Raw genomic sequence first — 18,137 nt, forward strand, 5'->3', positions numbered from 1 at the left:
TTACAATGTCATCAAGGACATCGGAGAACAGGTGAATTAAAGTTCATCAGATTCAGGTGGTTTCCCGACGCGTACCCGCAGTCTTTATATATTTCTGGTGAATCTGATGTATCGATTGCTTGTCATCATGATGAGCGCAGCGCTTGTTGGAGGCTGCGGCAGTTTAAATACCAGTGACGTCCTGAGTCGTACCGGTGATGCGCTGAGCAAAATCGGGCAAAGGGCGCCTGACGCTGGCGTTGACCAGGAAATTACATCGCTTTTTGATCAGCCATACATTGATCCGTTAACGGAGTATCTGCAGCAATACGCGGATGATCCTGCGCGCTCTGATCAGTTGGGGCAGGTGTGGGCTGAGCGTGAGCGCCGCTGTGCCTCAGTCTCCCGACGCTATAACGCGGGTGAGATTACTGAAACCGGTCTGGCACTGTATCGTCGTGGCTACAGCCTTTCCTGCCCGCAGGATGTGGCGGCCTATGAGGCACGGCTGGAAACCAGGCTGCAGGCGAAAAAAGCTGCCCGGCAGCCAGCCAGCGAACCACTGAGCGACGATGATGAGCTACACAATGGTGAACTTGCTGAGCCGGGACGGAAAACTGCAGGCATGCATATGCACTCGGCAGAAGAAGCTCCGAACGTAGCCGTATCCGGTCAGTTGAACGACTGTTACCTGCTCACCCGGATTCGCAACTTCAGCGATGCGCTGAAAGCTTGTCGCGGCCCTGCCGAAGACGGTGTTGCTGGTGCGCAGGCAAGCATGGCCCAGATCCAGAATGCCTTGGGTGATTACGGGTCTGCCTATCGCTGGGCGCTTCAGGCTGGCAATGAGTCTGGTCAGGCAGCGTACCTGCTTGGCGAAATGCACGCCCAGGGGGTGGGTGTCGCGCAGGATAAGAGCGCAGCTGCGAAATGGTTCAGGAAATCTTCTGCGCTCGGCTATGCTCAGGCTGAAAGCGCTCTCCGTAACCTGGTTGCAGCCTCTGCGGGTGCGAATGCCAATTAAGCGGTTGTCCTGGCAAGTCCTGTCCGGATGGGCGCGGCCACACATGGGCTTCTGGAGAAGTAGCTACGCCATGCACTCCATTATGGGGCTGCTACTCCTGCTGGTTGCGCTTTTCGCTATTGGTATGTTCCTGCTCTCTCACCTGAACCTGAGCTACTCACAGCAGGCGATGTATGAGTTGCGCCGGGATCAGATCCGGGATGTATTCTTTACAGGACTGGTCCGTATTGATGCCCGCCAGATTGCTCTTGAGCGTCAGGTTGAAACAATTGCCGCTATCGGCGAAACATTTTACCGGTTGTCACGGGAGCAGTCGGGTTCGCCAGAAGCTCTGCGCCGGCTGCAGCGCGAGCTTGAATTAACCTTGCAGAGCCGTCTTGAGAGTGAAGCTGGAGTATCTGGTGCTGGTCTCTGGTTTCAGCCGGGCATAGTTGCTCCCGTCGGTGACCGCTATGCCCCGTATCTGGTCAAGGCCGGTTCTGGCGCCCCCCGGATTCAGTCTCGATCTACCGATTTCCGGCAGGCTCGCTGGTTCGATCTGACTCTGGGGCTGGAAGGCGCCCGCGATCCCGTATCAGACGGAGCTGTTCACTGGTCACCTGTATACTACGACATGGAAACCGAGCGTGCTGTTCTTACTCTCGCTCAGCCGATGGTCAGCGCAGAAGGAGAGTTGATTGGTGTAGCGACTATCGACTGGGCTTCAGATCAGGTTGTGGATCTGGTCAGCCGTATGGAAGTCACTCAACACAGCTTTACTTTTCTCAACGACCGCAATAACCGGAACCTGTCCAGCCTCAGTCAGAACGAAGACCCTGTTCAGGAGCAGAAGCTTATCGATGCGATCCTGGCAGCGCATCTTTCCGGAAATGATCCGGGCACGTCATCAGCCACGAGTGAAAGCCAATCCCCTGAACAACGCATGCGTATGCGGCAACTTGACGTTGGCGGACGGCTTTATGAATTGTATTACGCCACAACGCCGGCTGGCATGGTCTATGGTGCAGGCGTTCCAACGGATGAGATCGACAGGGTGCTGGTACCCATGCGAAACACCAACTACCGGATACTGCTGATTACAGGTTCGGTTTTGCTGATTCTGAGCGTTTACCTGCTATACCGGATCATACAGCTCATTCGTGAATTGCAGGCCTCCTACACAGACGCTCTTACGGGGCTGCCCAATCGCGTGCGTTTGTTGAGAGACTTGAATAGCCAGCAAGATGCCTGTCTCATCCTTCTCAACCTTGACCGGTTCAAGGAAATCAACAGTCTGTTCGGCAACGATTGTGGTGACGCTGTGTTGTTGGCTATGCGCAAGCAAGTGCGCTCGTTTGTCAGCACTCATTCACACCCATTTGGGCTGGCTCCCGAATTTTATCGCCTGTCCAGTGACGAATTTGCACTTCTGGGGCCTGGTGTTGCTGAGTCCCGGGTACGTACCTTTGCCAGTGAGCTTACCGACTTCCTTTGTGCGCAACGGGTTATCTGGCAACAGCAGGCATTAAGCCTGGATACCAGTGCTGGCATTGCGTTCCAGAAGGAACGAAAGGACGACGGGGCACCGGATCGCCTGCTTAACCAGGCAACTATTGCTGTTTTACAGGCGCGGGATCAGATGCGCCAGTACCTGTTCTATGATCAGAGCCAGGAAGTTGAAAAAGGCTACGAAAAAAATATCTATTGGGCACAACGCCTGAAGAAGGCGATCGAGGCAGACTCATTAATTCCTTACTTTCAGCCGATTCATGACAATCTGAAGGGCACATTTACCAAGTATGAATGCCTGGTGAGGATGGAAGATCCCCAGCATGGTGTGATCGCTGCGGGGCAGTTTATCGAGGTGGCTAATAAACTCCGGCTTAACCGTCAGATTACCCGGATCATGGTGGAAAAGGCGTTCGCTGCGTTTGCCACCCAGCCCTACGAGTTTTCTATCAATCTGTCTTACAGGGACATAACAGACCCGGAAACCCTTGCCCTGATTCTGGAACACCTGCAGGCGGGTAATGTTGGAGAGCGGGTGATCTTCGAGATTCTCGAATCTGATGGTATTGGCAGTTACGGCGACGTTCTGCACTTTATCGACAAGGTGAAATCCTTTGGATGCCGGATTGCCATTGATGATTTTGGTACCGGCTATTCCAATTTCTCCCATCTGCGCAAGCTGAACGTGGATTTCATCAAGATAGACGGAAGCCTGATCCGCTATCTGGCCCAGGACCATACGGCGTTTCTTGTAACCAAAGGTATTGTGCAATTTGCCCGGAGCCTGGGAATCAAGACGGTCGCAGAGTTTGTCCACAGTGCAGCAGTGCAGGAACGTGTGGTGGAGCTGGGTATTGATTTCTCTCAGGGAGAATACTTCGGAATGCCTGCGGCGGAGTTACTGAGTCGGGGCGATCATGTTATTCAAAAACCAACACACTGAAACATTATAAATTAACTTTTGGTTATAAAATCAGTTAATATTTACTTCCTGACTGAAAAAGTCTCCAAGGCTTGTTGTTTGATGCCGCCATCCCAGGTGCCAACGGAATAAACCGGTTTTATGGATAGAGTTAACCGCGGCTATTTCAGAAGAAGGTTCAGGACGCTGACGCTAGCGGCGCTGCTTTCCTTCGCCCAGCCTCTTTTTTCTGCTCCAAAAGTCATTCTCAATAATGATGCAGACATCACCAGGCTGGACTCCGCCTCTCTGACCCAGATATTTGCCATGCAAATCCGGAAGTGGCCGAACGGCCTCGCTATCCAGGTCTTTACGCTGCCAAGCGAAAATGACCTCCACCGGGAGTTCGTCGTTAACCGGCTGCACATTCAGGCTCACCAACTCGATCGCATCTGGAACAGGATGCTTTTTACCGGAACAGGCAAGGCACCAGCTGTCGTCAATTCTCAGGCTGAGATGGTTGAAATGATTCAAAGCACACCCGGTGCAATCGGGTATACCTCCGCAGATTATCCCACCGGAAGCATTGTTACCCTGGGAGATAAGGAACAATGAGAAAATTCTCCTCGATGGCCCTGGGTCTCGCAGCTGCAGTGATAATGGCACCGGCAGCCGCTCTTGAGCTGGGAAGTTCGTCTGAACTCCACGGATTCGTGAATCAGGCGTATATGTACAGCCCGGATAATCCCTACACAGGATCCGACTCCCTGAACGGTTCCTTCAAGTTCCGTGAACTCGGCATTACCGGTTTTACTGAAATATCCCCGGAGTTTCGCCTGGCAGGACAGGTTATCAGCCGGCAACGGGACGAGGCCGACGACGGTGATGCGCGGATCGATTTTCTGCTGGCCGATTACCTCTTTTACAGCAATATGGGCGCAACAGCTGGCGTTCGTATCGGCCGTGTCAAAAATAATGTGGGCTTTTATAATTCCACCCGGGACATACCTTCCGCCCGGCCCGGCTTTAATGTTCCTGATTCGATTTATCTCGGCTCTTTCAGGGACAGTATCCTGTCTACCGATGGCATCAACTTCTATGGTTCCCTGCTGTTCCATGACAACCAGCTGAGCTGGGAATTCTTTGCCGGCAAGAAAGAGATCGAGAGTGAGCGCCTCGAATACTACCTCTACGGGATCCCTGTGGGTAAAGGCGAGTTTGACGATCTCTCGTTGCAAGGCCTGAATCTGAATTTCGTGCCGGCAGCCCAGAGAAGCCTGAAGCTTGGTCTCAGTTTGCTGGATGCTGGCGTCGATCTGGATAACCCCCTGAGTGTTGCAGACGCACAAATGGCGTTGTTTATGGCAGGCCCGGCAGATGTTGTCGCGAACCTGCATAACTACGTTACCGGGACCAGGATTGACGTTCTGTTTACCATTCTTTCAGCTCAGTACAGTTACCGTGACTGGGTAATCACGGCGGAATATATGAATCTGTTCAGCGACCTCGAACTCCAGATCGCAGGCGTGGACAATAACCAGAGCAATACTACCGAAGCCTATTACCTGCAGGTTGAGTGGCTGCCGACTCCTGCTACCACATGGTTCGCCCGCTATGAAGAGCTATATCTCGATAAGGACAAGCGCTCCGGCGGCGACCTGATATCGGCCAACAATCCTTACCGGGGGTTTGGCAAGGGCTGGAGTCTGGGTGGCAAGTGGATGTTTTACCCGCAATGGACTGTCACCGGTCAGGCCAGCTTCAATGAGGGTACTGCCTGGCTGCCCAGCTACAACGGCATGGAAAAGGATAGCATTGGTAAATACTGGAACTATTATGTCGTCTCGCTGACGTTTCAATTCTAGCGGCGCGGGCGCATAACAATGTTTGTCAGCATCAAATGGAAGGCGGTCGCGTTCCTCAGTCTGGTACTGGTTGTCATTATTGCGGCCTGGGTTACCCAGCAGGTATTTAAAACACTCGATCACTACGAAAGCCGGATAACAGATCTTCATCTGCAACAACAGCGTGTCATTGACTGGCAGCTGGAGGAAAACGCCCTCCGCCTGTCACAACTTGCCCAGCTGATCGCCGAAAATCCTCTGATACAAGCGGCCGACGAGAATAACCGGCAGGCGGAAATGAACCGCTTTCTCCAGCGTGAGTGGTTCAATCTCAATATCAATACCGGCATCGATTACCTTGCTGTCTATTCAGCGCAGGGCACCCGACTGGGTTCAGCGATGAATCCTGTGTTTTTCCAGGACCCGGGCGCCTTGATCCAGGCAACCGAGCAGCTGGTGCTGGCGAGCGGCCCAGGAATGCCCCAATCCTTTCTATACTGCGGCTTTGGCTGCTCCGAGTTCGTTATCGAGCCGTTTGTTTTGGGTAACGGCTCGGAAGCTGTGATGGTGATTGGCCAGAACATTGCCGACGTAATCCAGCATTTTCAGCAGGTATCCACTGACGAACTGGCCATTCTTCTCGACGGATCGGGTGCAGACAGTGGTGATACAGGGAATGAGCGCTCGCTTGGCAACTGGAATAAACGAGTATGGGCGGCAAGTAATTTTCCAAAAACCTTTGCGCAGCTCAAGGGGGCAGAAGCAACAGCACCGTTTGACAGTCTGAGCCGTGACCACGCCTTCGACTATGAATCCCGAAGACTTCTTTTCAACAGGCTCGTCCCGACTCATTTCAAAACTGTGGGTGCGGCCCCGGATTTCGTAGCAATCATTGACGAGACCCGGCAATACAACAATCTGATCAGCTCTGTAGAAAACAGTCTATTGATCGGAGTGATGGCGCTGATCATTGCTGAAATCATTCTTATCATGTTGATACTAAGCCCGTTACGACGGCTGATAGCAGTTGTTCAGGCTCTTAACCTGTTGCCAAAGCATGAATATGTGCAAGCACAGCAGAAAATACAGGGGAGGCAGGGGTATATAAGCGACGAACTCACCCTGCTCGAGAAAAGTACACGTTTTGTCACCCAGGAACTGGAAACCCTGCATATCGAAGTTGAGCAGAAGAATCATTCTCTCAAAAACCAGATTGGCATTATTTCCCGCTCCCGCGCTTTTCTTGAGCGATTGATCGACAGTTCCCACCTGTTTATTGTTACCCACTCTCTGGATGGGACTATTCTGACCACAAACACGAGGTTTGAGAGGGAATTCAAGCAGCCGGTTGTCAGGTTCCCGCAGATTTTCAATTCAGATACCGCCAGTGCAGACTACAACAGTAAAATTGAACTTCTGCTGAATGGCCAGCGTGACGTCGTTCAGTTCGATGCCAGGTTCACCAACGATCAGGGCCACACTGTATATGCAGACTGGACCTGCTCGCTGGTCGAAAACGAAAACGGGCAATCTGTTGTTCTTGCTACCGGCGTTGATCTGACCCAGCGCAAGCGGGACGAGCAGGCGCTGGAATGGCTGGCAAATAATGATCCTTTAACCTGCATAGGAAATCGCAGGGCTTTCCAGCATGATTTGGCAAAGGTTCTCGGAACCGGAGCCTCGGGTGCCATAATCTTTATTGATATAAACCGATTCAAACAGATCAACGATCTGTATGGCCATGCGGTCGGTGACAGCGTGCTGATTCAGATTGCCAACGCACTGACTGCGAATGTGCGGGCCAGTGACTCCATCAGCCGGCTGGCAGGGGACGAATTCACCATTATCCTGCCTGGTATCACGCGGGCTCAGCTTCAGGCTGTGCTCGCCAAACTCTCAGTCCAGCTCAATGGCGAAATTCTCATTCCGGCGGAGAACCGCACGGCTGAATACAGCGTCAGCATTGGCGCGGCCCTGATTCCGGACCACGGTACAACAGAGCAGGAGCTGGTGGTGCATGCTGACATGGCGATGTACCGGGCCAAGAAAAAAGGCGTTAATCAATGGCAGATCTTTGATCCGGCTGATAACAACCTTGAGGTTCTGCGCCGGGATCATGATCTGACGGCGCTGCTGAAGCGCGCCCTGTCTGAAGACGGTCTGTTCGAGCTGCATTTCCAGCCCATTCTGTTCCTTAAGGAAAACAAGATAAGCCATCATGAGGTCCTTCTGAGGCTGAAAGACAGTTCTGGCGCCCCTGTTTTTCCCAGCGAATTTATCCCTGCAGCAGAGCGCATGGGGTTGATCCGGCTGGTCGATACCTGGGTGCTTGAGCATGCTATCCAGAGACTGGCCGCAGAAGATGCTGAGGGTTATCCCGTCAGTTTTGCTGTCAACGTGTCAGCGCCAACACTACAGTCGGCGGGCTTGCCGGAGATATTGGCCGGGCTTGTCCGAAAATATCAGATTAACCCCGGCCAACTGATTCTGGAGCTGACAGAAACCGCTTACATTGAGAACTTCCAGATGGTTTTGTCGAACCTGGAAGAAATTAACGCCATGGGGGTCATGGTTGCTCTGGATGACTTTGGCGTCGGCTTCTCATCATTCAGCTATCTCAAGAAGTTGCCTCTGAGCTACGTCAAGCTCGATGGCTCGTACATTCTGGACCTGGACACGAGTCCTGATAACCAGGTGTTTGTTGAAAGCCTGACCAACATGGTCAACGCATTCGGAATGCAGACGATTGCAGAATTCGTAGAAGACGAAGTGACGCTGATAAAATTACGGGAGCTGGGTGTTGATTTCGCTCAAGGCTATTACATTGGTAAACCGTCGCCCGTGCTGATAAAGGGTGGCGCAGACGGCCACCCTTTTCCTGGAAAGCTCTAATCTGATTGTCCGCCCCGCTTTTTTTTAGGGTTTGCCGGTCAGCATTCTTCTGTGTGTAGTATCCTTTCGCAACAACCAGCACTTCGATTAATGCGAAGTTAATCCTCTTAACTTTTGGAGCAGGAGTTCAATAATGGCGGAATCATCACTTAAGGAACAACTGAGTACCGCGGTAAAAAACGCAATGAGGAGCAAGGATAAGGTCCGGCTTGTCACTCTGCGTATGGCGCAGGCAGCGATCAAACAGATCGAGATTGATGAGCGCCGCGAGCTGGATGACGAGGACGTTCTTAAGGTGCTGGACAAAATGCTCAAGCAGCGCCGGGATTCCGCCCGTCAGTATGATGATGCCGGTCGTGAGGAGCTGGGCGACAAGGAACGGGCGGAAATGCTGATTATTGAAGAATTCATGCCTGCAGCCCTCGCTGAAGATGAACTGGATGATCTGATTCGTGCCGCAATCAGCTCAACTGATGCTCAAGGCATGCAGGATATGGGGCGTGTGATGAATGAACTGCGCCCGCAGGTACTTGGCCGGGTCGAAATGGGCCATCTGGGCAAGAAGGTGCGGGCCGCGCTGGCGGGCTAATGCCCACCAGAGGTTAGTACTGCCAGGTAAGGAAACAACTCAGTGACGCGGGTTGCTGTTACCGGGTGACGCCTTATCATCGGATGAGTTGTCACCCGGTGTGAGGTAGTAGTCCTTCTCTTCAATGGTCTTTACATCAGGGTCTTCAATGCTGTTTTTGCGACGGCCCTGATATAGCCAGTAAGCTACCGCGGCACCAATAATGACCAGTACGATCCATTTCATGTCCGTTCCTCCGCCCATTGATATACCCTCTATTCAGGCATGCCGCAGGGCGCTCCGTCAATGTTGATTATGCCTCCGCACTACAGTCCCTTCCGCAAGGTGCCGTAATTCAGGTGGCGGGAGTCCAGAGACTCTGCAACTGGCCCAGTAATGAAGAGCCAACACCCTGGTCTCCCAGAAAGCTCATCACAATTGGTACGAATTGCTGGATCATGGAGCTATCCATGCCCAGCGCTGAGAAAGCCGATGTTACTTCGGACATGGATGAAATATTGGAAAGCATGCTTCCAGTCAGGCTGTTATCTCCCCCCAGCAGGCTGGAGAGGCCTGAAGCATTGCTGGTGAGAGAACTTATGGTGTCTGAGCCAAGCTCACTTTTAGCCAGCTGCAGTAATGCACCTGTACCACCCATTGCCTGGGTTTCTGTGACGCCGAGCTGGTTTTCAAGCAGGCCCAGCAGTTGCTGGGCTTCGCCGGTGACTTCGGTTGTTGAGGTAAGTGCTTGTGTTCCGTTGGACAGGGCGTTGTCCAAGCTGAAAGCACCTGCAGCAGGCGCTAGCAGATAGATGCTTGAAACAAAGAGAAACTTTTTGAGAATGGCGTTCATTTTCACGTCCTGCGGAAGTGGAGAATTAGTGTCCTGACAATATATGGGGGTGGGATAGCAAAATAAAAGTGCGGGAAACCGAGACATGTCACTTGCCCCCTCTCACGCTGCTTTCAATCAGTCTTGTCGTTATGTTATAACGTGATAAATCTGTCAAGACAGAGCTCGGGAATGTCCCTTTAAATGTCAGTCTCCAAACCGATTCCAACTAACGTAATCACTGGGTTTCTGGGTGTCGGAAAAACTACCGCCATTCTGCACCTGCTGAAGCATAAGCCTGAAGCTGAGCGTTGGGCTGTGCTGGTCAATGAGTTTGGCAAAGTGGGTATCGATGGCAGTGTGTTCGCCGGGCACGAAAGCGGGCAGCAGGGGGTGTTCATCCGCGAGGTGCCTGGTGGCTGCATGTGTTGCGCCGCTGGTTTGCCGATGCAGGTTGCGCTGAATATGCTGATCGCCCGGGCCAAACCGGATCGTCTGTTGATTGAGCCTACCGGCCTTGGCCACCCGAAAGAGGTGCTGGAGGTATTGAGATCAGAGCACTACCGGGAAGTTCTGGACCTGAGGGCAACAGTTACTCTGGTTGATGCCCGAAAGATTCACGATCAACGGTACGTAAACCACGCAACATTTAACCAGCAACTGAATGTTGCTGACGTTATTGTTGCCAGCAAAGCCGATCAGTATCAGCCTTCGGATTTTCCGGCGCTTCTGAATTATCTGGGCACAGCGCAAAAGAAATCGGTTTTCCAGGCGAGTTGGGGTGGGCTGGAACCTGTCTGGCTGGACGTTTCAGCCGAAGATCATAGACTCTCAGGCCCCAATCCTGATTTGAACCTTGCCACTTCGTTTGTTAAACAAGCCAATATTCCGGCAGAAGGCTACCTCGGCTCTGGCAATAAAGACGAGGGTTTTTACAGTCAGGGCTGGGTGTTCAGTGCTGAATGGGTTTTCGATGCGAACAGGCTTTCTGCGCTACTGACAGGTGCGGACGCCGAGCGCATTAAAGGCGTATTCAGAACCAATCAGGGTGTTATTGCCTACGACAAGGCGGATAACGTACTCTCAGAGACGGAACTGGATAACAGCCTTGATAGCCGGCTTGAATGCATCAGTGCCGGCAAGCACGCGCTTGAGTATCTGGAAGAAGCTGTGACTGCCTGTGTAGTATCCCGGTAGGCTTCGTGGAGCAGGTGAAGCTACGCGGTGCGAGCAGGCCACTGAATGACTATAGCTTGCCCGGAGAATGAGTTATGGCTTTTTTTAACAACCACTATCACCGCCCGGGCGCGGCACCCGGAACTCTTGTGGCCACACAGAAACCGGTAACGCCGGTCACAATTCAGCTGATTGACTATACGGATTCCTCGATTGAGGAGCATCGCCTTGCTTCAGCGCGCGATTGCCAGCAATTTCTGGCCCGCGACACCAAAACCTGGATTCAGGTGAATGGGCATGTGGATCCCGACACGCTCAAGAGCTTTGGTGAGATGTTTGATCTCCACGATCTGGCACTGGAAGATGTCATCAACTGTGGTCAGCGCCCCAAAACTGAACTTTACGATGATCAGCTTTTCATCATCGCTGCGATGCCCGTTTACGATGGCAGGAATCTTGAACTGGTTCAGGTCAGCCTGTTTGTCGGCAAAAATTACCTGATCTGTTTTTGTCCTCTGGCTGATGATCCTTTCGAGCCGGTGCGCAAGCGTATGCGACAACCCGGTAACCGCCGTTTTGCAAGCCGTGGGATTGATTATCTGCTGTATGCTCTTGTGGATTTCATTATCGATGCCGGTTTCCCGGTACTGGAGCAATTCGGCGGCCAGCTTGAAGCTCTTGAGGAAGACTTGCTGGACAGTCCCGATCAGAACACCCTGTCGTCATTGCATGAGCTTAAAAGGGAACTCCTGACCTTGCGGAGGGTACTCTGGCCGCAGCGCGACCTTGTTGCGACGCTGATGCGGGGCGAGGACGAACTGATCCGTGCGGACACACTGGTGTATTTCCGGGATTGCTATGGCCACAGCATTCAGATAATCGAATTACTTGAGAGCTTTCGTGACATGTCCACCAGCATGCTCGACCTCTACCTCTCCAGTGTGAGTCAGCGTACCAACGATACGATGAGGGTGCTGACGATTATCGCGACCATTTTTATTCCGCTGACGTTTGTGGTGGGCGTCTACGGGATGAATTTCAATCACCCTGACAGCCCCTGGGCTATGCCGGAACTGCATTGGTATTATGGCTACCCGATGGTTTGGGGCATCATGGTGATAACCGTTCTGGGCCTGGTCTGGTTTTTCAGGCGCCGGCACTGGATATAGCACATGATCTCTCAGACCGGCTTCATGCTGTTTATGAGGAAGGCTTCGAACTCCTCAGCGGGCAGGGGCCGGGAAAACAGGTAACCCTGTCCATTGTCGCAGCCAATGTCCAGCAGCAGGCGGCGTTGAGCGTCGGTTTCAACGCCTTCTGCAGTGACCTTCAGGCCGAGCTTATGAGCCATGATTACGATAGCTTCGGAAAGCGCCAGGTCGTTCTGGTCGGTTTCCAGGCTCCTGATAAAAGACTGGTCAATCTTCAGAAAGTCGATATCAAACCGCTTGAGGTAAGAGAGGGCTGAGTAGCCCACACCAAAATCATCAATAGCCACCTGAATCCCGGCATCACGAAATTGCAGCAGTTTGTCTTTCACATCCTTGCTGGCATTAAGAAGCAGACCTTCGGTAATTTCTATGCTCAGGTATTTTTCATCCAGCCCCAGAGTCCTCAGGTGCGTCAGCCACTCCGTGATATTCAGGGTCTCGCTCTGAAACTGTACCGGAGATACGTTGATTGATACCGGTACTCCAGCATCAAACAGATCAACCCAGCGTTTGGCTTTGGCTGCTGCGTCCCGGAACACCCAGTCACCAATCCCGACAATCAGCCCGCTTTCTTCCGCCAGGGGAATAAACTCTACGGGGCTGATGATTCCGTGTTCCGGATGATTCCAGCGTATCAGAGCTTCGGCTTTGACGATGAGCCCGCTGTTCAGATTAATGATCGGCTGGAAATACAGCTCGAACTCGTTTTTTTCGACAGCTACACGCATATCGGTGATCAGGCTCAGGCGTTTCTGGGCTGACTCCTGCAGGGTGCGGGTAAAATAACTGATGCGGTTGCGCCCGGAAGTCTTGGATGCATACATGGCCTGGTCGGCGTTGCTGATCAGCTGGTCAACATCTGAAGCATCGCCCGGGCAGAAACTGATACCGATGCTGGCCGGCGCATAGATTGTCTCTCCGTTGATAAAATAGGGCGCGGCCAGTTCGCTGATGATCTGTTCGGCAACTTTTTCAGCATCGATGGTCTGTGTCAGATCACGCAGGATTACGGTGAACTCGTCGCCGCCCATCCGGGCCACGGTATCTGCGCCCCTTACGCAATGGAGGATACGTTCTGCTGTCTTTACCAGTAACTGGTCACCTACCGGGTGCCCGAGAGTGTCGTTCACATCCTTGAAGTGGTCCAGGTCGATAAACAGCAGGGCCAGCATGGACCTTTCACGCCGGGATTTTCGGATTTCCTGTTCAAGCCGGTCCTGGAACATGTACCGGTTTGGCAGATCGGTCAGAAAGTCGTAGTTTGCCTGGCGCCAGATCACTTCGTCAGAACGGATCTTGTTGGTGATGTCTGAGCCCATGGCCACATAGCAGTGAACGTCACCGGTATCTGTGTAAATGGTATTGATAGTGAGCCATTCCGGAAAGGTCCCTCCGTCCTTGCGACGATTCCAGACCTCACCCTGCCAGGAACCCTGTTCCTCTATATTTTGCCACATGGCCTGAAAAAAGTCGGCATCATGGCGGCCGGAGTGAAGAATAGCCGGATCTTTGCCCTTGATTTCTTCAAGGGTGTAGCCGGTTGTTTCTACAAAGGCGGGGTTGATGGCAATAATTTTGTTCTGTGCGTCTGTCACAAGCACTGCTTCGGAGCTGTTGCGGTAGATGGCGGCGGCAAGATAGAGCTCTTCCTGCGACCGGACCCTCTCGATAGCTATGCCCATCAGGGTGCCTGCGTTTTCTATCAGCGCGATTTCCTGGTCGTCCGGTCGGCCCGGTTTCTGGCGATAGATGGCAAAGGTACCCAGTACCTTGCCTGATTTGGAGAGAATAGGTTCAGACCAACAAGCTGCAAGGCCGGCCCTGGCTGCTACTTCCCTGTTGTTTTCCCAATAGGGGTGAGACGAGATATCTTCGACAATGGTACGCTCTCCCGTAAATGCGGAGGTGCCGCATGAGCCGACTCCGGGGCCAATCTTCAGGTGCGCGGTAAGTTCATTGTAGAAGTCAGGGAGGCTGGGTGCGGCGCCATTTTGAAGGTGTGTTCCATCGTCGTTCATAAGCAGAATCGAGCACATGGACTGGGGATAGATTGCCTCAGCGGATTCGATAACCTGCAGCATGATTTCATCCAGAGAGCTGCCTCTGGCGACCGTCTCAAGAGCCAGTCGCCGCATCTGTTCCCGGCGTTCCTCCATCTTTCGGCGTGTAATGTTTTCAACCAGCACGACAATATACGCCAGGCTAGCATCTGCATTGCGAACGGCTCGGGCCGCCAGAAGCCCGTCGACAACATCACCGGATTTCCGGATATATCGCTTTTCAATCATGAAGTCATTAACTGAACCCTCAATTAACTGGTTTAAAAGGGTCTGGCTGGTTTCCCTGTCATCGGGGTGGGTTAGTTCGACCCAGCTCAGCGTTTTGAACTCATCATAGGTGTAACCAAACATGTCACACAAAGCCTGGTTAACCTCTAACCAGTTTTTGTCAGGGAGGATGGCCGCCATACCGAACATGGCTCGCTCAAAATAGGCCCGGAACCTCTGCTCATTGGCTTGCAGGGCTTCCAGTGCGTCACGGCGCGCCTGATCGCGGTCGAAGATGTCGAGCGCGAAGGTAAGGTCGTAAGCCATTTCGTCGAGAAGATTGACCGTATCACTGTCGAAGAAGTTTTCTTCCTCGTGATAAACCGATAGAACTGCAAAAGGCTGTCCGTTCCTCGGGATGGGAAAACTGCCACAACTGCCCCAGTGAAAGTGTTTCGCCTGGCCCGGGAGCTGCGTCGATAGTGGTTCGTCGGGCCATTTATTGATGACTACGGAGTGGTTGCCACGATAGGCCGTAACGAGAGGCACCTGCTCTTCCGCTTGGTCCTGGTGCGTCGAGATCCGGAGAGTCTTCAGGTAGTCTGTATTTGCGCCGTAACTGGCTATTGGAACAATGTGTTCTGATTCCGGGTCGCTAATCCCGACCCAGGCCATGCTGACGCCACCGTATTCGACGGCGATCTTGCAGACCATGGGAAAGAGTTCTTTTTCATCACTTATACGAATAATGGCGTGATTATGTTCACTGAGAGTCTGGTATATCTGCGTCAACCGGTGAATGCGGGCATGTGTTGATTCACCCTTGGAGATAGTCAACGGGGCATTGTGGCGCCTTTTTTTCTGTTCGGCCTCATTATCCAAGGGGGGCATCAAACTGGTGCTCTCTGTGGCCAAAGATTGTACTTAGAGTGTTGGTTGTTTTTGTTCAGAATTCAAGCAGGCTGCGAAGATAGTTTGGGCAGTCTGGGCGCCCTGAGCGGGTGGCGGTGGTTGGCGCTTGATTTATCTGGATTTATAGAACTATTTAAATGGGAATTGCTATGAAAAAGATACAGATTGATATTGTTTCCGACATCGCCTGCCCGTGGTGCGCCATTGGTTACGCGCGCCTGGAAAAGGCGATGGCGCAACTGGCGCCAGAGTATGAATTCAGCATTGAATGGCATGCGTTTGAACTGAATCCGGATCACAGTGGTGAGGGTGAGCCTATTCTGCCCGCTCTGGCCCGAAAGTACGGGAAGAGCGAGGAAGAGGCGCGAGCAACCCAGAATCAGATGATGGCGATCGCGATGGGGCTGGGCATTAACTTTGGGAAGCTGCAGGAGCGATTAACCTGCAATACCTTTGATGCTCACCGGTTGGTTAAGTGGGCCGGCGAGCAGGGCCAGCAAACTGGCCTCAAGCAGGCGCTGTTCGACGCTTATTTTGGCAAAGGGTATAACGTCTCCAGCCACGACGTTCTTCTCCGGTGTGTTGAGGATCTGGGGCTGGATTCAGCGAAAGCGAAGGAGGTGCTGGACTCGGATCAGTATGCCCGTGCGGTGCGTGAGGATGAGGCTGAATATCACAAGGCAGGTATAACGGCGGTGCCTGCGTTCATAATCAACAACAAGTACCTCATTGCCGGAGCCCAGGAGCCCGATGTTCTGGTGCAGGCGCTGCAGGAGATTGGCGCGGATTGAAATCCACTTTGCTTTCTGTAAGAAAAGGTCATGAGTAATGATTAATACCAGAATATATAAATCCGTCTATGCCCTGGCTGAGAAGCTGATGGAGGCTGATAAACAAGCTGATAAAGCAGCATTTGATTCGCTTTATGCAGAGTTGAAGTCTGTTTGCATCGACAACGAAAACACCGATACAGACCACCCGGAACAATGGGAAACACTTGCAGACTTCACAGAAGATCTGGACGAGGCTCTAAAAGGTTACGAAAAAGCCCTGGATAAAGCCGTTGCTATCAATGCGAAAGATCATATGGCGTCGATCGCATTTTCCATGGCAACGCTGCAGGTTGAATCAGGTCAAACCGATGCAGCTATCAAAAACCTTCAGGATGCTAAAACACATGCGAACAAAATTGACGACAAAGAATTTAAAAATGAAATAGATGATCTGCTTGAAAGGCTGTTGGCTGACTAGTTTTTATAAGCCAGGAATCAGGAATCACCGGGTGTGACCAGGCCCCGTGATCCGCGTCTTATGAATGTATGTCATAATGGTTGTACATCATGTGATGAGCTTGAACTGAGGTATATTAGTGAGATTATTAAAAAATACATGTGCTAAAACGTTAGCGCTGGTGTTGGGTGTTGTGGGTGTGACCAGTCTGTCTCAGGCAGGTACGCTGGAGGATCGTATTGAATCCGGCGAGACAATCCGTCTGGGGTTTGCAGCCGCGCCGCCTTGGGCCTACGCGGGTGATGATGGTTCAGCCAGGGGGTTTGTGAATGGTATAGCTGTTGATGTACTCAAACGCATGGGTTACACCAACATCGAACCGGTCCTGACCGACTGGTCCAGCCTGATTCCCAGCCTGAAAGCACGCCGGGTGGATATTGTCACGGGTGGGATGTATATCATTAAGGCGCGATGTGAAAATATGGATTTTTCGGATCCTATTGGCGCTTTTGGTGATACGTTTGTAGTACCCAAGGGTAACCCCAAAAATCTTGAAACCTATCAGGATCTGATTGACCAGAAACTTACGATGGTTGCGCCTTCGGGTTACAACACGTTGGCGGATGCCAGAGATGCCGGCGTTCCCTCCAGCAACATCATGGAAGTACCAGGCACAACAGAAGCTCTGGCTGCATTGCGTGCAGGTCGTACCGATGCTGTTCCTATTAATGTTCTGGAAGCCAAGCACGCTGCAGATATGGATGAAAATTTCGATATCTCAGACCCTGAGGTTTTCGTGGGCCGTGAGAAGCAGGTTGTTGGTATCGGTTTCCGCCCTGAAGACAGTGCGTTTCGTGAGGCGTTCAACAAAGCCCTGAAAGACTACATGGGCTCTGATGAAATGATGGCAACGGTTACGCCTGATGAGTACATCAAGGCGTTTCTGCCTACAGGACAGACCACCGAAGCTGCCTGCAAGTCTGACTAATCAGGCCCCTGGCCTAATTTGCGCTCATAACCGCACTCAGGAACTGCTGAGTGCGTTCTTTCCGGGGGGCGTCGAGCAGTATTTCCGGCGCTCCCTGCTCCTCAATCTTTCCACGGAAGAAAAAACAAACCCGGTCAGAAATTTCCCGTGCAAAGCCTATCTGGTGAGTCACCATCAGCATAGTCAGGTTGTGTTGGTCGACCAGACTGCGGATCACGCTGGTAACTTCGCTGATAACTTCCGGATCCAGAGCCGACGTTACCTCGTCAAATAACATCACTTTTGGACGCATAGCGAGCGCGCGGGCGATGGCAACCCTTTGCTGCTGCCCACCGGAAAGCCTCGATGGGTGCTGATCGCGCTTACCTGCCATGCCAACCATGTCCAGAAGTTCGAGCGCCCGTTCCCTGGCTTCTTCTTTTGACAGGCCCAGAACATGCACTGGTCCTTCCATGCAGTTGGCAAGTGCTGTCATGTGGGGGAACAGGTTGAAATGCTGAAAACACATGCCGATTTTGGCTCGCATCTGGCGCTGATGAGCCGCATTGGCGCGTACCAGGCGACCGTTTTTCACCATGTGGGTGAGCGGTTCTCCGTCTACATAGATTACACCACTATCGATTGTTTCCAGTGTCATCAGCATGCGCAGAACGGTAGTTTTGCCCGAACCCGAGGGCCCGATTATGGTTACCATCTCGCCTTCTGTGACATCCAGATTCAGCCCGTCGAGTACGGTCAGTTCGCCATATTTTTTGGTCACGTTCTGAAACCGGACCATGGGCACCTTGTCGCCCTCAAGTTTCAGTGGGTATTGGCTCATATCAT

At 52.4% G+C, this 18,137-nt stretch carries 15 protein-coding genes; 11 read left to right on the plus strand and 4 right to left on the minus strand.

The genetic code is table 11. The annotated features are described in order from the left end of the window. Positions 1 to 106 precede the first annotated feature (106 nt). The 6 genes from CPA50_RS02715 to CPA50_RS02740 all read left to right on the plus strand — a co-directional run bounded on the left by CPA50_RS02715 (position 107) and on the right by CPA50_RS02740 (position 8,717). A complete protein-coding gene (locus tag CPA50_RS02715) occupies positions 107 to 1,003 on the plus strand; it encodes a sel1 repeat family protein (protein WP_096780930.1) in 897 nt (298 codons plus the stop codon). Then, entirely contained in the window at positions 993 to 3,434 is a 2,442-nt protein-coding gene (locus tag CPA50_RS02720) for an EAL domain-containing protein (protein WP_227519465.1), read from the plus strand. The genes CPA50_RS02715 and CPA50_RS02720 overlap by 11 nt, the downstream gene beginning before the upstream one ends. 120 nt (positions 3,435 to 3,554) lie before the next feature. Continuing rightward, entirely contained in the window at positions 3,555 to 4,007 is a 453-nt protein-coding gene (locus CPA50_RS02725) for a substrate-binding domain-containing protein (RefSeq protein WP_096780931.1), read from the plus strand. After that, entirely contained in the window at positions 4,004 to 5,257 is a 1,254-nt protein-coding gene (locus CPA50_RS02730) for a hypothetical protein (RefSeq protein ID WP_096780932.1), read from the plus strand. The genes CPA50_RS02725 and CPA50_RS02730 overlap by 4 nt, the downstream gene beginning before the upstream one ends. 18 nt (positions 5,258 to 5,275) lie before the next feature. Beyond that, positions 5,276 to 8,128, plus strand: coding sequence for an EAL domain-containing protein (locus CPA50_RS02735; RefSeq protein WP_096780933.1), 2,853 nt, complete (start codon positions 5,276 to 5,278; stop codon positions 8,126 to 8,128). Between the two features lie 133 nt (positions 8,129 to 8,261). After that, positions 8,262 to 8,717: a GatB/YqeY domain-containing protein gene (locus tag CPA50_RS02740; RefSeq protein ID WP_096780934.1), complete on the plus strand. Its 456-nt coding sequence runs from the start codon at positions 8,262 to 8,264 to the stop codon at positions 8,715 to 8,717. 39 nt (positions 8,718 to 8,756) lie between these two features. On the opposite strand, the gene CPA50_RS02745 is transcribed toward CPA50_RS02740, so the two are convergent. Then, complete coding sequence (locus tag CPA50_RS02745) at positions 8,757 to 8,942, minus strand: hypothetical protein (protein ID WP_096780935.1); 186 nt, start codon at positions 8,940 to 8,942, stop codon at positions 8,757 to 8,759. A 109-nt stretch (positions 8,943 to 9,051) separates the two neighbouring features. After that, positions 9,052 to 9,549 carry a DUF2780 domain-containing protein gene (locus tag CPA50_RS02750; protein ID WP_096780936.1) on the minus strand — a complete coding sequence of 166 codons (498 nt, stop codon included), beginning with the start codon at positions 9,547 to 9,549 and terminating at the stop codon, positions 9,052 to 9,054. 183 nt (positions 9,550 to 9,732) lie between these two features. Between CPA50_RS02750 and CPA50_RS02755 the strand changes: the two genes are divergently transcribed. Both CPA50_RS02755 and corA read left to right on the plus strand, forming a co-directional pair. Continuing rightward, the gene (locus CPA50_RS02755) at positions 9,733 to 10,725 is read left to right on the plus strand and encodes a CobW family GTP-binding protein (protein WP_096780937.1); all 993 of its coding nucleotides are present in this window, start codon (positions 9,733 to 9,735) and stop codon (positions 10,723 to 10,725) included. Positions 10,726 to 10,799: 74 nt separating this feature from the next. Continuing rightward, positions 10,800 to 11,873 carry a magnesium/cobalt transporter CorA gene (gene corA / locus CPA50_RS02760; protein WP_096780938.1) on the plus strand — a complete coding sequence of 358 codons (1,074 nt, stop codon included), beginning with the start codon at positions 10,800 to 10,802 and terminating at the stop codon, positions 11,871 to 11,873. Positions 11,874 to 11,884: 11 nt separating this feature from the next. Here the strand turns inward: corA and CPA50_RS02765 are convergent, their stop codons facing one another. After that, entirely contained in the window at positions 11,885 to 15,019 is a 3,135-nt protein-coding gene (locus tag CPA50_RS02765; RefSeq protein WP_179397142.1) for an EAL domain-containing protein, read from the minus strand. Positions 15,020 to 15,243: 224 nt separating this feature from the next. On the opposite strand from CPA50_RS02765, the gene CPA50_RS02770 reads away from it, so the two are divergent. From CPA50_RS02770 to CPA50_RS02780, 3 genes are all read left to right on the plus strand, one after another. Beyond that, a complete protein-coding gene (locus tag CPA50_RS02770; RefSeq protein ID WP_096782305.1) occupies positions 15,244 to 15,885 on the plus strand; it encodes a DsbA family oxidoreductase in 642 nt (213 codons plus the stop codon). A gap of 37 nt (positions 15,886 to 15,922) precedes the next feature. After that, complete coding sequence (locus CPA50_RS02775) at positions 15,923 to 16,345, plus strand: Replicative DNA helicase (protein WP_096780940.1); 423 nt, start codon at positions 15,923 to 15,925, stop codon at positions 16,343 to 16,345. Positions 16,346 to 16,463: 118 nt separating this feature from the next. Next, positions 16,464 to 17,312, plus strand: a complete 849-nt coding sequence (locus tag CPA50_RS02780; RefSeq protein ID WP_096780941.1) for a transporter substrate-binding domain-containing protein — start codon at positions 16,464 to 16,466, stop codon at positions 17,310 to 17,312. Between the two features lie 13 nt (positions 17,313 to 17,325). Here the strand turns inward: CPA50_RS02780 and ehuA are convergent, their stop codons facing one another. After that, a complete protein-coding gene (gene ehuA, locus CPA50_RS02785) occupies positions 17,326 to 18,132 on the minus strand; it encodes an ectoine/hydroxyectoine ABC transporter ATP-binding protein EhuA (protein ID WP_227519466.1) in 807 nt (268 codons plus the stop codon). Positions 18,133 to 18,137: the final 5 nt, after the last annotated feature.

The organism is Marinobacter sp. ANT_B65, assembly GCF_002407605.1.
Lineage (GTDB): Bacteria > Pseudomonadota > Gammaproteobacteria > Pseudomonadales > Oleiphilaceae > Marinobacter.